This is a genomic window from Psychromonas sp. KJ10-5, from assembly GCF_055808325.1.
This window is the reverse complement of sequence record NZ_CM147864.1, coordinates 2,904,159-2,917,112: the sequence shown is the minus strand read 5'-3', so window position 1 is coordinate 2,917,112 and position 12,954 is coordinate 2,904,159. Positions and strand designations below refer to the sequence as shown.

Genomic DNA, 12,954 nt, shown 5'->3' with positions numbered 1-12,954 from the left:
TCTGTTTTTGTTCGCATTGATTTTATTAATTTTTGCTATCGGGAAACGCTGAAGGTAAGGGAAGCTAAAAGGTTAAAGAAGTAAAAAAATAGAAGGTCAAATCAAGCACTATTAGCTATCTCAAATAAGTAATAGTGCTGATAGTCTAGGTGTTTATTGATGCTTGTTTTGCCAGTCTTTTGCTTTATTAATGAGCGGCACAATACTAGAACCTTGTATTAAGATTGAGAACAATACAACACCATAAGTCATTACCAGTATGATTTCGCGTACATCAATATTTTTTTCAGGAACAACCCAAATACCTGCTGGAACAGCCATTGCCATCGCAAGTGCTAGACCACCTCGTAATCCACCCCAAGTTAAAATGCGAACAGAGTAAGGGTTATAGTTGCGGAAACGTTTAAAGCCAACATAGGATAGGCGAATGCTTAAGTAGCGGGCCACTAATACCACTGGGATAGCAATTAGCATAATAATCCAGTCTTCCTGGTAGAAGCTAAATTGCAACATACTTAAACCGATCAACAGGAATAATAGACCATTTAAGAATTCATCAACTAATTCCCAGAAATGGTCTAGTTGCGCTTTACTCTCTTCTGAAAATCCAGTTTTTCTTGTCCAGTTACCAATCATGATACCTGCAACAACCATTGCTAAAGGTGCTGAAACACCAATTAATTCGCCGAATACATAACCAGCTGTAGGTACACCAATGGTAAATAACAGTTCCATTGCATGGTCATTGGTTGCACTAATTAAGTAGTGGAACAATAAACCTAATGCAAAGCCGTACACAATACCTCCAATCGCTTCATGTAAGAACAACATAGAGACATTGCTTACCGTTAAAGGCTCTCCAGAGAAAGCGATATTGAAGATAGTGACAAAAATAACTAAACCAAAACCATCATTAAAGAGTGACTCGCCTTCTATTTGAGTAGAAATACGTTTTGGAGCATTTAACTTTTTAACAATGGCAAGAACCGCGATTGGATCCGTCGGAGAAATAAGCGCACCAAATAATAAACAGTATATAAGGTCAAGCGGGAGACCAATTAACTGACAAATGTAATACAGGACAAAACCTACAAAGAAGGTGGAAAAGAGAGTCGCGCCTAATGCAAGTACTGTAATTTCCCACTTTTGATCTTTTAAACTTTCTAACTTAATACCTAAGCCGCCTGCAAATAAGAGAAAGCCTAATAATCCATCTAATAGGAAGTGTTCGAAATCTATCTCGGTTAATTGAGTAACAGCGACTTCTCTTAATTGAGTAAAGCCATTTTTACCGGCGATGATAATAGTAAGAGATAATAATAGGGATCCTGCTGTTATGGCGATGGTACTTTGCCATTTTCCTAATTTACTATTAATTAGAGTGATCAGCATTGCTGCTGCAGCGAGGAAGCATAAAGTGGCGTAAACGGACATAGTGATAACCTGAGGTGTAAAGGAAATGTAAATATAATGCTAATTAGTAGTAAATACTATGGCTTGTTGATTATTACAGCGATTGTTTGATTGTTTTTTATACAAAATGGACGATAAATGTTGCTGACAGAGATCTCATTAATCTTTTTTTGTACTTATTAATTGTGATTGTGATCACTAAAATTAGTGAACTTTTATCTACCTCACTGTATTCACTGTTTTATACTTGTGAGAGATCGACCATTGCTTATGTGCTAGATCCTTACTTTAAATAAAGATTTTTAGGTGTTATTTCAATATTGTTTTTAGTTAAGTTGTTGATATTTAATGTTTGTCCTGTTTTTTGTTCATTGCTTTCGTAATTTATTTTTTTTCTAAGTGGTCTTATTAGCTCGATGCGTCGTACTATTTCTCCCGCAAACAAGGACGTAGACGATTAATAGGATGTTAATCAGCAAACGGAAAGCAGGAAACAACAGGATGTTGTTATTAGGTAAATAAGGAATATTTATCTAGTCAGGATGACAAAAGGACACTTCAGGATTGAAGTTAGATAAGCAGGAAGTTTATCGTTAAGGAAAAGCAAGGACGAATTACAGGATGTACAAGGACACCTTCCAAGGATAGGGAGCAGTTAATAAGCAGGATGTTTATTAAATAAGGATGTGTCACGGAAGAAACCAGCAGGATGTTGGATTGATAAGCAGGATGTTTATCGTATAAGGATGTAATACAAGGAAGGCGCCCAAAGGATTTGGGAAGGGGATGCCTAGTATGGCAATAGTCAAAAGGATGTTTTGCATGGAGCAACTTCTATCACGGACTAGATAGTGAGACTAAATTAGGGCAGCTTCGGCTGCCCTTTCCTATTTCTGAACCTAAAATATTTTGCTAAATTCCTAGCATTTTAATTAAGCTATTTAATTGCTAACTCTGCCATTGATTATTACCTTATCAAAACGTACCCTGAATTATTTTTTATAGGTGCGTATTATGGCTACTTTCTATGCTGTCGAGATCCCTTTTAATTATCGTCATACTTGCTGGTTTTGTGGTGAGCCTAGTGATAAAAAAGTAAAATTTCCAGCCTATGAATATGAAACTAATATTTTAGATCATTTACCTTTAACTTTACCTAGCTGTAAAGAATGCTCAAGTATTGTTAAGCGATCCGCTTTTACCTCTATTTACCATTATCGAGATGCGATTAAAAAAGCATTAACTAAAAAACATCAAAAAGTTTTAAGTATTGGCTCTAATTGGACCAAGAAAGAGTTAGAAGAGTCTGAATTAGAGGGCAGTGCTTTTGAAGGTTTTAAGCGCAGTGCTTGGCCCATGTTTGAATTGATGCAAGGCAGAATAAACTATCAAGGTTGGCCGTTAGTTATAAATAATGAATTGTTGGTTATAGATAGTGAAAATGATAGTTTTGAATTCGATGGTGTTATTTATGTATCATTAGATGATGCTGTCTCACATGTAGTGAAAACCTTTTTCTTAGATGAAGCACTATTTACCCGCGTATTGAGTGTGTTAGGGAAAAATAAATTTAGTCAGGCGATACGTTTATGTCGTTTATATCCAAACTTAACAGCAAGTAGCCGAGAAGAGGTATTTTTAGAGATTCTAGATAGCATTGGGCTGTAATATTCATCATGTTAAGTAACAGATCTATTTTTTGCGTAACATTTAGTTCTGTTATGTAATCTAATAATTAGGTTAAGCTTGTTTTTAGAAATTAAGGGAAGTAAATGACTGAAATAAAAGATAAATCAGAATCTGATAAAAAGAATACTGAAGAAGAAAAGCAAGCATGGTTAGATTCGGTACATTTTGGCAGTTGCTGTAGTGACCCGTTGCCAAGCGATGATGAGTCTAAACAATTTAAGTCTTGCTCTACGGATACTAATAAAGCCAAGCAAGATAATAATTAACGCTATAAAACTATTTAAATGGATGAGCAATAATATTAAAAAGCCTAATAATCGCATGATTATTAGGCTTTAATTATTCTAGTTTTTAAAAATACTAGTTAGTTTTTTTGTTACGACGAGCGAAACCAAAACCTAATAAGCATAAACCTAGTAATGCTGCTCCAGCTGGTGCTGGTACCGCTGTTGAAGAGAAAGAAACTCCACCGTTAATGTACTGTCCTGTAATACTCCATGCGCCAGCAGTTAGGTCTAATGATGGGTCACTGCTTTCAATGTAACCTGTTCCTGAAATTGCGCCTATCAACATATTATTAACATCTAGTAAAAGGTCAATCGTAAAGTCCGTTACTGTGAATGTAAAGCTTCCTGCGGTCCATAAAGTATAAGGTAGTGTGTTATTGGTTGCTGAGTAATCATAGAATGTTGCTGCAGCATCTTCTAAACCATCAAAACTGCCTGTCACTAATTCATCAAGTCCACTTACTTCTACACCCGAAAATACGATGCCAGTAATAAGAGGGTATGAACCATCTACTGCTGCATTACCTTCAAAGCTGATGGTACCTTCAATGGTTGTTGCATTTGCTGAGCCAATACTTAACATAAGCAGTATTGCGCTAGTGAGTAATGCTAAAAATTTATTCATTTTATTCATTTTATTCTCCTTTTTATTGATGGATAATCCCACGAATAAAGATAGAGCATATTTTATTCCATAAATTAAATTCAATTTAAAATCAATTATTTACATTATTTAAATGATCTTTATTTTATTTATATTTTTTGTTTTGTAAGGTATTTCAACATTTTGTATTTCGAATAGTATTTGAGGTGCCAAGTTACTTAATTTTGTTATATGTAAATAGTTTTCTTTTTTATTTTTAAGTGATTGTTTTTATTACATGAACCGTTCTTAACTAAGTATGGCTTTTATAATTACTTACTAATTTGTAAGTAATTGTTTCCATATAGATATATTGTAAATTTTATCGATATCCCATTATAGATATATCGAACAAGTTACTATTACTATGGCATCGATTGGCTATTCGTAGTGATAGCCTCAATTTAATCAAACCGGACGGTAATTAGTATAAAATGCGCAGGTATAAATAAAGAGAAATACTGGAATAGGCAATGCTCAGCGATCGGTTTGATAAAATAGATAAGTATTTAGCACAATTAAAGGGCTACTGGCATTACAGTGCTTTCTCATTAGATGGCTACCCTGCGTTTAATGATAATAACGAGCTCATTGATTTTTTGGAGTCGATTAACCAAGAAGAATTATTGCTATACCAAAACAATCCGGGTTTATTACACCCTTTTTTAAAGGCGTTTATTCCTGACTTATTGGATATCAATGATCCTTTATTCCAAGTTGAGGATATTACGACTAAATTGCTTAGCAGTAATATTCCATTTTGGTTTCAAAAGGGAATAAAAGGTAGGAAATGGACACAAATAGATCAATTTTCTGAACACATAGATGATCAATTACCAGTATTGGAGTGGTGCGCAGGTAAAGGGCATTTAGGGCGTTTGATTCATTATAAACAGCATAGCTCTATTAGTGCCGTGGAATGGAATATTGACCTTTGTATACAGGGGAGAGATATTGCGAAACAGTATGCCATCCCACAAACATTCCATCATGCAAATGTATTATTGGGTGAAGCTGATTCGTTGCTTAAACCTGCTCAACATGTTGTTGCACTTCATGCCTGTGGAGATTTACATAGCCATTTAATTAACGTTGCAGGGCAATGCGGAACAGCAAAGCTAACTATTAGTCCTTGCTGTTATCATTTAATGGAAGATCAGTATTATCAAGCTCATTCTCATCATGCTTTACACACTAGTCACTTATTATCTGAGGTTAAGTTATCTAAGCAAGACTTAAAACTGGCCGTTTCTCAACAAAGTACGTCCGGATCTCGACAAACACAATTAAATGACCAAGAGGTTTGGTGGCGATTAAGTTTCGACTGTTTACAAAAAACTATGGGTAATACTCAACAATATATGAATGTACCTAGCTTTCCTAAAACTTTGCTTTCGCAAAATTTTGCTGAGTTTGTTAAATGGGTGATGCTATGCAAAAACTTATCTTTTCATTTGCCTGAAGACCTTTCTGGGTTTTTAATACAAGGAAGAGAGCGTTTTGAAAAGTTACGTCGTGGTGAGTTAGTCTCGCAATATTTCCGTCGGCCATTAGAATTATGGCTAGTTTATGACAGGGCATTGCGTTTACAGGAACTGGGCTATCAAGTGCAGGTTTCGACCTTTTGCCAAGCACAGGTCACACCACGTAACCTGTTGATTCAAGCAAGTCGTTAATCTTTTGCTTTTATTTTAAGTTGGCTGATAAATAAAACTAATAAACCGCCAATGACACCCCAGATTACTGAGCTGAGACCCCATAATGTAATAGGTGAAGCGGTGATCAATAAAGTGATCACTGCAGCTTCATTGATATGTTTTGATTCACTATTAACACTCTGCTGCAAGCTGTGGGTAATGGTGCCAAATAGTGCAATGCCTGCAAGTGCTAAGATCAATGAGGAGGGTAAAAGTGCAAACCAAGCCATGATATAAGCAGCCAACACCCCTAATATTAAGTAGAAAATACCAGCCCAAATACTGGCCCAATAACGCTTTTTCGGATTTTCGTGTACATCTTCAGACATACAAATAGAGGCACTAATTGCTGCAAGGTTTAGTGCATAACCACCAAATGCTGCGGTAAATAAATTAGTAAACCCTGTAATAGATAAGACTTTTTTAATAGGTATTTGATAGCCAAAGCTGTGTAGCATGGCAATTCCTGGGATATTTTGTGCCGCTGTAGTAACGATAAATAGTGGTAAGCTGATCCCTAGAATAACTGACCATGAAAAATCTGGTTGAATGAAATGGAGTTCGCTCCATTGCCAATCAATATGTTTACTTTCAATCAGCTGTAAATGCCAAGCCAGCATAACAGAGACAATGATGACAATTAATAGAGCCCACTGTGGTGCGAAACGTTTAGCTATTAAGTAACTGATAAACATACTAATAATTAAAATTGGCTGTAGATCCATTTGAGTGAAAACAGAGAAACCAAAGTTTAGTAATATGCCTGCTAACATTGCAGATGCTAACTGTTGGGGCAACCATTTAAACAGTTTATCTAAGGGCATTAAGAGAGGGAAAATAAATAATAAAAATGCGGCAATAATAAAGCCACCTGCAGCTTGGTTAAGGGTAAAACCTTGTACATTAGCTACCATTAAGGCTGCGCCCGGTGTTGACCAAGCAATTAAAATAGGAATACGGTAACAATATGATAGTAGGATACTTAAAAGTCCCATGCTGATGCCAAGTGCTAAAAACCAACTAGCCACCATTTGACTATCGCCACCGAGATTAATCACTAATTGATAGATTAGGGCGACTGAGCTAGAAAAGCCAACGATAACAGCGACTAAGCCAGCACTCATTGCTGCAATAATAAAGTTGACCCGATGCCAAACAGATTTCATAATACCTTCCGTGCGTTTTAACGTACAATGCACATAAACTAACATTGACTGTTATAACGCACAAGGTAAATATGTCAGATTTAATCAATGAAACAGTAGCGATTCAACTTAAAAAAATTCGCACAGAAAAAGGTTGGAGTTTAGATACCGCGAGCCAGTATTGTGGGGTGTCAAAAGCAATGTTAGGACAGATTGAACGTGGTGAGTCTAGCCCGACTATCGCCAAACTATGGAAAATAGCGACGGGGTTTAATTTACCTTTATCCGCTTTTTTAGGGGCTAAAAATGAAGAAACCTTCCAGGCCGATGATCTTTCTAAAAATAAAAAGATTAGCATTAATACTGTTTTTGAGTTTGATAAAAAGACTGGAATTGAAATGTTTGAGTTATGTTTTTCTATTGGTCATGAACAGCTCTCAGAGGCCCATCAAACAGGTGTTATTGAACATATTGTAGTAAAGAGTGGTGAAATGGAATATTTTTCTGGATCGCAGTGGCATAGACTAGCGACTGGTGAAAGTGCTAAATTTAATGCAGATCAAGCACATGGATATCGTAATGTAGGTAATGGGGTATTACGCTTCTTCAATATTATCCATTACCCTTAGTATTAAATAACTTCAGTTTTTGATAAGCAAAAAGATACGTACGGTATAATATAAATAATTTAACTTTATGATTTTTAATATAAAGACGCTTTTATTATTTAGAATTTAAGTTAAATAGTTTGTTTATTCACAGGGAAAAATAATGAACATCAGAAAATTACTTTCACTATTGATCGCTAGTTTACTGTTTTATTCTTTATCTTCTGTCGCGGATCAAGCGCAACGAGTGAGCAAAAAAGAAGCGACATTAGCGTTACAGTTATTAGAAAGTGAAAATATCCAAGTGCTTAAAAAATATTGTGAAGCTTGCGGTATTACTACACCTGAAAATATAGTGATTGAAACAAGTAAAATTCAGGACAGTCACTATAAAGGCTTATGGGAAGTGGTGGTTAATGGGGAAGCCATTGATCTTGCGTATTATTATTTACCGATTAATGGGCGCTGGAAAAATATTGCTCGTTCGGTAGATATTTATGTTGATAATGTGCCTAAGTATTTAGATGAAACGACTTTACAAGATAAAATAGAAAGTCATCCTGGGTGGTATGTAAATGATCCACAGAAAGTGATTATCACTAAGGAGGTGGATAAAAAACCTATTGTTGCCTTGTTAGGCAGAGGCAGTTATGAAAAGTTAAGCATCTTCTTTCAAGCTAAGCAACCACAAGGCTGTGCAGCAGGACAAAGTGAGCAACCAGAATCCACCCCTATGTATGTCAATCAAGAGTTGGTCCGCTTTTCAGTGATGTGCAAAGGTGAATTAATGGTTTTTTATGCCGATACCGAGTCTGGCAATGATTTTGTACTAACGCAGTTTTTAGACCATTCATTAGTGAAAGTGAAAGCTTACTCTGGTGGTGATGGTTTTATGTTTAGTACTAAACACTTTAAAACATTATATGAAAAAGCCACGGGTAATTAAAAACAGGTAAGGAATATAAATAAAGCAATGACTGATACCACCATTTATTATCTACAGATGCTAGCAGAAAGTGAATTAAATGCGAAACCGAGCGTAGCGGGGTTAACTATTACCGAAGCTAAAATTAAAGAGTATCGATTTAACCGTTTTCTTTACTCCTTAGTGGGAGAGCAATGGCAGTGGTGTGATAAATTAAAAGAGACAGATGAAAGTTGGAAAGCGTATAGCGAACGCGATAATTTGAGAACTTGGGTGGCTTATTATGAAGGTGCAATTGCTGGTTATTTTGAATTAGAGGTTGACCAACAACAAGAAGTAGAGATTAAGTACTTTGGTTTAAGTCCTGCCTTTATTGGTAAAGGTTTGGGTGGTTACTTATTAAGTTATGCAATTCAACAAGCTTGGCAAACTTGTCAAGCTAAACGTCTTTGGGTGCATACTTGCAGCTTAGACCATCCGAGTGCTTTAGCGAACTATCAAGCACGCGGTTTTACCTTGTATCATCAAGAAATAGAGAAATAAAAAGTCTCATCTATTAAGCAACTTATTATAACAATAGACTTAATCTGGTGGTAGGATACTCACATTTTTAGAGTAAAAAATATGCCAGCAGTATTGTGTTTTTTAATCGCTACTTTTTTATGGGGAAGCTCTTTCATTACCTTAAAAGTTGCTATCGATTTTTATCCTCCTAATTTGGTGATTTTCCTACGCATGCTTATTACTTTGTTGATTTGCTTATGTTTATGGCGATGGGTGAAGCGTTTTAAATATCAGCAGGGCGATTGGAAATGGTTATTGATTATGTCCTTCGCTGAGCCTTGTCTATATTACCTTTTTGAAGGGCATGCTATGCAATATACATCGGCCTCTCAGGCTGGTGTGATTGTCTCTTGTTTACCACTTTTAGTGGCATTCTTTGCATACTTTTTACTACAAGAGAAGCTCAGTAAAAACATCGTTATAGGCTTTTCTTTATGTATTACGGGCGGCATTTTATTGAGTGTTGTTTCGCCTCATACTGACCATGCTCCAAACCCTCTATTAGGGAATAGTTTAGAGGCGTTAGCAATGGTTTGTGCTGCTATTTATGTAGTGGCAATGAAGCATCTGTTAAATCGTTATTCTGCTTTATCATTAATCGCCTTACAGGGGTTATCTGGCACATTATTTTTTGCCCCATTTCTTATATTTATGGAATGGCCACAGCAACATGATTTTTATGCGCTGATGAATATTGTTTACTTGGGCTCTGCGGTGACACTAGGGGCCTATGGCATGTATAACTATGGATTACAGCGTTCATCGGTATTAACTGCTGCAGCTTATTCTAATTTAGTGCCTGTTTTTGCTCTATTATTATCGGCAATATTGCTCAATGAAGTATTAACATATTGGCAATGGCTGAGTATTTTTGTCGTGTTTATCGGGATCATGGTCAGTAAGCGTCATGAGCAAAGTGTTGTTGAAGCTGATTTAAATCGAGCTTGATAGCGCATCATAAGTTGATAGCCTAGTAGCATAAAATGCCCCTTATTCGACGTTGAGGTTAATTAAGTATTATGAATTATCTTGCTCATTTACATATTGCAGACACTACCAATACAAGCTTCAGCGGCAACTTTTTAGGGGATTTTGTGAAAGGTAATCCTGATACTCAATTCCCAAAACAAATAGTACAAGGGATCCGTCTACATCGCTTTGTTGATAGTTTTACTGATAAACATCCTCAAGTATTAACAGCCAAACAGCTTTTCCCAATACACCTGCGTCGTTATGCACCGATTGCTTTGGATATGTTTTGGGATCATTGTCTCGCCGCAAATTGGTCTGAATTTCATCGTTTAAGTTTGGTTGATTTTTGTTATCTTGCTGAACAAAAAATTGCTCAGGAAACAGCAATAGATAGTGTACTTTTACCAGAAAGGTTTGAGCGTATTAATGGTTTAGTATGGCGCGATAAATGGATCGAGTCTTATCAAAAAATCAGTAATATTGAATACGCATTACAAAGGATGTCATCACGTAGTTTAAGAATGGCACCGCTTGCTGATACAGGAAAAGTATTGATTGAGCACTATCAAGTGTTTGCTAATATCTTTACGGATCTCTATACGGATGTATTAGTGGCTAGTAAACAGTTTAGCGCTAAATAAAAAGCAAAAAGGAGACACAATGGTCTCCTTTGATGACAATACTTAGTATTGAAATTAGTCTTCTTTAGTGAATAAGTGAGCGATGTTTTTAAAGTCACTTTTTCCTTCAGTAATCTCTTCTACTGATAAACCTGATGCCTCATGTGGGAATACTAACCACTCATCTGATTCATGGATGTAGTAATCAGGTACCATATCTACTGCTTTGTTTTTTGGCTTGTAGTAAGGTGTCGCAATACGCACGTCACGTGGCATATTTAAACGCATTACTTCTGTTAGCTTTTCAGTTAACGCAACAACACTTCGGCCTGAGTCAAATACATCATCAACAATCAGTAAACCATCGTCTGCATTTGCATTTTCGATGATGTAATGTAAACCATGTACTTTGATGGTTTTACTTTGCTTACCAATACCATAGTAAGAAGATGTACGTACTGCGATATGATCTGTTTCTACTTTTTTGTAGTCAAAGAATTCTTGAACTGCAATACCGATTGGTGCACCGCCACGCCAAATGCCAACTATAAATTGTGGGCGGAAGCCACTATCGTAAACTTGTGATGCAAGACGAAATGAGTCTTCAAGTAATTGTTGTGCAGTGATAAAGACTTTATCAGACATATCATTTTCCTCTGGAATTAATTTAGTCGCGCAGTTTAAACTAAAAAAGATAGTTCTGCACAATTTGTATGCTAAAAAACATATAAAAAAGTCTTTTATCGCGTAAATTATATAATTTTAAGATCTCCTTAAGAGATCCCCATCATATTGGGCTAATAGGCAGATCTAAATCTACAGATATTTTGGTTCTATTCTTTGATAAGAGGCAAGTTATGTTACGAATTTTACGATATCCACCGGTTGTTACTCTGTTATTTATGTTGATGATGCTGTTAATTAGTTGTGTATTTAATATGCTTCGTATTCAACTACCTATTTTCAATTGGCTTGCTGTGCTTATTTTTATTCTCTCTATCCTGGTCATTTTATCTGCCGGTTGGGCGTTTAAAAAAGCTAAAACAACCGTCGATCCAACTACTCCATATAAAACCACTGAGCTAGTGACAACGGGAATTTATCAATATTCACGAAACCCTATGTATGTGGGGTTATTTGGTTTTTTGCTTGCTGAAGCGAGTTTGCTAGGGAATCCGTTATGTTTGATAGTAATACCTTTTTATATTTACACTATTAATATGCGCTTTATTAAGCCTGAAGAAAAAGCTTTGAAGACAATCTTTGGCGAACAATTTGTTACCTATAGTAAACAGGTCAGGATGTGGTTATAAATCAATACATTAGAAACGCTTAATATCTTTTCAAGCGCTTCTAGTAGAGTGTTATTTTCTTGTGAGATAATTATTCACTAACTTGGTTATCACACTGCTTGCCATCTTTCAGCTGTTTTAAATTATCTAGCGTTGTTTGAGCAATGCTGGTTAATGCTTCTTTAGTCAAGAAAGCTTGATGACCAGTAAAGATAACGTTGTGACAAGCTGATAAACGTCGGAAGGTATCATCAGTAATAATTTCACTAGAATGATCATTAAAGAACAGATGCTCTTCTTCTTCATAAACATCTAGACCTAATCCACCAATTCGCCCTGATTTTAGTGCTTCAATAGCATCATGTGCATTTAATAAACCACCTCGACTAGTGTTCACAATAACCACACCTTTTTTCATTAAGTCGAAGGTGTTTTTATTTAATAGGTGTTTGTTATCGCTAGTTAATGGGCAATGTAAACTGATCACATCACTGTTTTGGAATAGGGTAGGGAAATCAACATATTCTGCGCCTAATGCTTTCGCATGAGGTGAAGGGTATGGGTCTGCGGCTAGAATGTTACAACCAAAGCCTTTAAAGATAGCCATGGTCGCAATACCAATCTTACCTGTACCAATAATCCCAACGGTTTTACCGTGCAGATTAAATCCTACTAGACCTTCTAATGAAAAGTTAGCATCACGCGTACGTTGGTAGGCTTTATGAGTACGACGGTTTAATGTCATCAATAACGCAATCGTGTGCTCTGCGACAGCTTCAGGTGAATAAGCGGGAACTCGGACGATGGTCAAACCTAGCTTTTTAGCACAAGGGAGATCGATATTATTAAAACCAGCACAACGCATCGCTATATACTTGATCCCTAATTCATGCAGCTGTATTAATACTTGTTCGCTTAAATCATCATTTACGAAAGCGCAAACTGCATCATAACCAGAGGCTAACGCAGCAGTTTGTACATTAAGTTGAGTATCAAAAAAATTAATACTCATGGGCGCTGAAATTAATGGTTCAAAATGTTGAATATCATAACTACGAGAACTGAACATAGAGACTTTCATAAAAGGTAACTCCATGTT

Annotated in this window: 14 protein-coding genes; 9 read left to right on the top strand and 5 right to left on the bottom strand. The window is 36.1% G+C overall.

What is annotated here, in order from left to right:
- Positions 1-153: 153 nt before the first annotated feature.
- Positions 154-1,434 (bottom strand): cation:proton antiporter, encoded by a 1,281-nt coding sequence (locus AC0L3W_RS12725; protein ID WP_290040826.1) that lies wholly within the window; start codon positions 1,432-1,434, stop codon positions 154-156.
- 993 nt (positions 1,435-2,427) lie between these two features.
- On the opposite strand from AC0L3W_RS12725, the gene AC0L3W_RS12720 reads away from it, so the two are divergent.
- Positions 2,428-3,081, top strand: a complete 654-nt coding sequence (locus tag AC0L3W_RS12720) for a hypothetical protein (protein WP_290040825.1) — start codon at positions 2,428-2,430, stop codon at positions 3,079-3,081.
- Between the two features lie 104 nt (positions 3,082-3,185).
- A complete protein-coding gene (locus tag AC0L3W_RS12715; protein ID WP_290040824.1) occupies positions 3,186-3,368 on the top strand; it encodes a hypothetical protein in 183 nt (60 codons plus the stop codon).
- A 94-nt stretch (positions 3,369-3,462) separates the two neighbouring features.
- On the opposite strand, the gene AC0L3W_RS12710 is transcribed toward AC0L3W_RS12715, so the two are convergent.
- Positions 3,463-4,023 (bottom strand): hypothetical protein, encoded by a 561-nt coding sequence (locus AC0L3W_RS12710; RefSeq protein ID WP_409440359.1) that lies wholly within the window; start codon positions 4,021-4,023, stop codon positions 3,463-3,465.
- 482 nt (positions 4,024-4,505) lie between these two features.
- Between AC0L3W_RS12710 and AC0L3W_RS12705 the strand changes: the two genes are divergently transcribed.
- Positions 4,506-5,708: a methyltransferase gene (locus AC0L3W_RS12705; protein ID WP_290040822.1), complete on the top strand. Its 1,203-nt coding sequence runs from the start codon at positions 4,506-4,508 to the stop codon at positions 5,706-5,708.
- On the opposite strand, the gene AC0L3W_RS12700 is transcribed toward AC0L3W_RS12705, so the two are convergent.
- Positions 5,705-6,895 (bottom strand): benzoate/H(+) symporter BenE family transporter, encoded by a 1,191-nt coding sequence (locus tag AC0L3W_RS12700; RefSeq protein WP_409440360.1) that lies wholly within the window; start codon positions 6,893-6,895, stop codon positions 5,705-5,707. The genes AC0L3W_RS12705 and AC0L3W_RS12700 overlap by 4 nt on opposite strands.
- 71 nt (positions 6,896-6,966) lie before the next feature.
- Between AC0L3W_RS12700 and AC0L3W_RS12695 the strand changes: the two genes are divergently transcribed.
- From AC0L3W_RS12695 to AC0L3W_RS12675, 5 genes are all read left to right on the top strand, one after another.
- Positions 6,967-7,503, top strand: coding sequence for a helix-turn-helix domain-containing protein (locus tag AC0L3W_RS12695; RefSeq protein ID WP_409440361.1), 537 nt, complete (start codon positions 6,967-6,969; stop codon positions 7,501-7,503).
- A 142-nt stretch (positions 7,504-7,645) separates the two neighbouring features.
- Positions 7,646-8,428 carry a hypothetical protein gene (locus tag AC0L3W_RS12690; protein WP_409440362.1) on the top strand — a complete coding sequence of 261 codons (783 nt, stop codon included), beginning with the start codon at positions 7,646-7,648 and terminating at the stop codon, positions 8,426-8,428.
- Between the two features lie 27 nt (positions 8,429-8,455).
- Positions 8,456-8,950 (top strand): GNAT family N-acetyltransferase, encoded by a 495-nt coding sequence (locus AC0L3W_RS12685; RefSeq protein WP_290040814.1) that lies wholly within the window; start codon positions 8,456-8,458, stop codon positions 8,948-8,950.
- Between the two features lie 81 nt (positions 8,951-9,031).
- Positions 9,032-9,919 carry a DMT family transporter gene (locus tag AC0L3W_RS12680; RefSeq protein WP_409440363.1) on the top strand — a complete coding sequence of 296 codons (888 nt, stop codon included), beginning with the start codon at positions 9,032-9,034 and terminating at the stop codon, positions 9,917-9,919.
- 71 nt (positions 9,920-9,990) lie between these two features.
- Entirely contained in the window at positions 9,991-10,584 is a 594-nt protein-coding gene (locus AC0L3W_RS12675; RefSeq protein WP_409440364.1) for an acyl carrier protein phosphodiesterase, read from the top strand.
- A 54-nt stretch (positions 10,585-10,638) separates the two neighbouring features.
- Here AC0L3W_RS12675 and AC0L3W_RS12670 read toward each other — a convergent pair whose 3' ends face one another.
- Positions 10,639-11,208, bottom strand: a complete 570-nt coding sequence (locus tag AC0L3W_RS12670) for a phosphoribosyltransferase (protein WP_113820450.1) — start codon at positions 11,206-11,208, stop codon at positions 10,639-10,641.
- A gap of 212 nt (positions 11,209-11,420) precedes the next feature.
- Between AC0L3W_RS12670 and AC0L3W_RS12665 the strand changes: the two genes are divergently transcribed.
- The gene (locus AC0L3W_RS12665; RefSeq protein WP_290040808.1) at positions 11,421-11,876 is read left to right on the top strand and encodes a methyltransferase family protein; all 456 of its coding nucleotides are present in this window, start codon (positions 11,421-11,423) and stop codon (positions 11,874-11,876) included.
- Positions 11,877-11,946: 70 nt separating this feature from the next.
- Here AC0L3W_RS12665 and AC0L3W_RS12660 read toward each other — a convergent pair whose 3' ends face one another.
- Positions 11,947-12,936, bottom strand: a complete 990-nt coding sequence (locus tag AC0L3W_RS12660) for a 2-hydroxyacid dehydrogenase (protein ID WP_409440365.1) — start codon at positions 12,934-12,936, stop codon at positions 11,947-11,949.
- Positions 12,937-12,954: the final 18 nt, after the last annotated feature.

What these genes read in the sequence shown, in the direction of transcription:
- AC0L3W_RS12685 (WP_290040814.1), top strand. Translation starts at nt 8,456, where the DNA reads ATGACTGATACCACCATTTATTATCTACAGATGCTAGCAGAAAGTGAA.
- AC0L3W_RS12675 (WP_409440364.1), top strand. Translation starts at nt 9,991, where the DNA reads ATGAATTATCTTGCTCATTTACATATTGCAGACACTACCAATACAAGC.
- AC0L3W_RS12720 (WP_290040825.1), top strand. Translation starts at nt 2,428, where the DNA reads ATGGCTACTTTCTATGCTGTCGAGATCCCTTTTAATTATCGTCATACT.
- AC0L3W_RS12715 (WP_290040824.1), top strand. Translation starts at nt 3,186, where the DNA reads ATGACTGAAATAAAAGATAAATCAGAATCTGATAAAAAGAATACTGAA.
- AC0L3W_RS12665 (WP_290040808.1), top strand. Translation starts at nt 11,421, where the DNA reads ATGTTACGAATTTTACGATATCCACCGGTTGTTACTCTGTTATTTATG.
- AC0L3W_RS12670 (WP_113820450.1), bottom strand. Translation starts at nt 11,208, where the DNA reads ATGTCTGATAAAGTCTTTATCACTGCACAACAATTACTTGAAGACTCA.
- AC0L3W_RS12700 (WP_409440360.1), bottom strand. Translation starts at nt 6,895, where the DNA reads ATGAAATCTGTTTGGCATCGGGTCAACTTTATTATTGCAGCAATGAGT.
- AC0L3W_RS12695 (WP_409440361.1), top strand. Translation starts at nt 6,967, where the DNA reads ATGTCAGATTTAATCAATGAAACAGTAGCGATTCAACTTAAAAAAATT.
- AC0L3W_RS12705 (WP_290040822.1), top strand. Translation starts at nt 4,506, where the DNA reads ATGCTCAGCGATCGGTTTGATAAAATAGATAAGTATTTAGCACAATTA.
- AC0L3W_RS12710 (WP_409440359.1), bottom strand. Translation starts at nt 4,023, where the DNA reads ATGAATAAAATGAATAAATTTTTAGCATTACTCACTAGCGCAATACTG.
- AC0L3W_RS12680 (WP_409440363.1), top strand. Translation starts at nt 9,032, where the DNA reads ATGCCAGCAGTATTGTGTTTTTTAATCGCTACTTTTTTATGGGGAAGC.
- AC0L3W_RS12660 (WP_409440365.1), bottom strand. Translation starts at nt 12,936, where the DNA reads ATGAAAGTCTCTATGTTCAGTTCTCGTAGTTATGATATTCAACATTTT.
- AC0L3W_RS12690 (WP_409440362.1), top strand. Translation starts at nt 7,646, where the DNA reads ATGAACATCAGAAAATTACTTTCACTATTGATCGCTAGTTTACTGTTT.
- AC0L3W_RS12725 (WP_290040826.1), bottom strand. Translation starts at nt 1,434, where the DNA reads ATGTCCGTTTACGCCACTTTATGCTTCCTCGCTGCAGCAGCAATGCTG.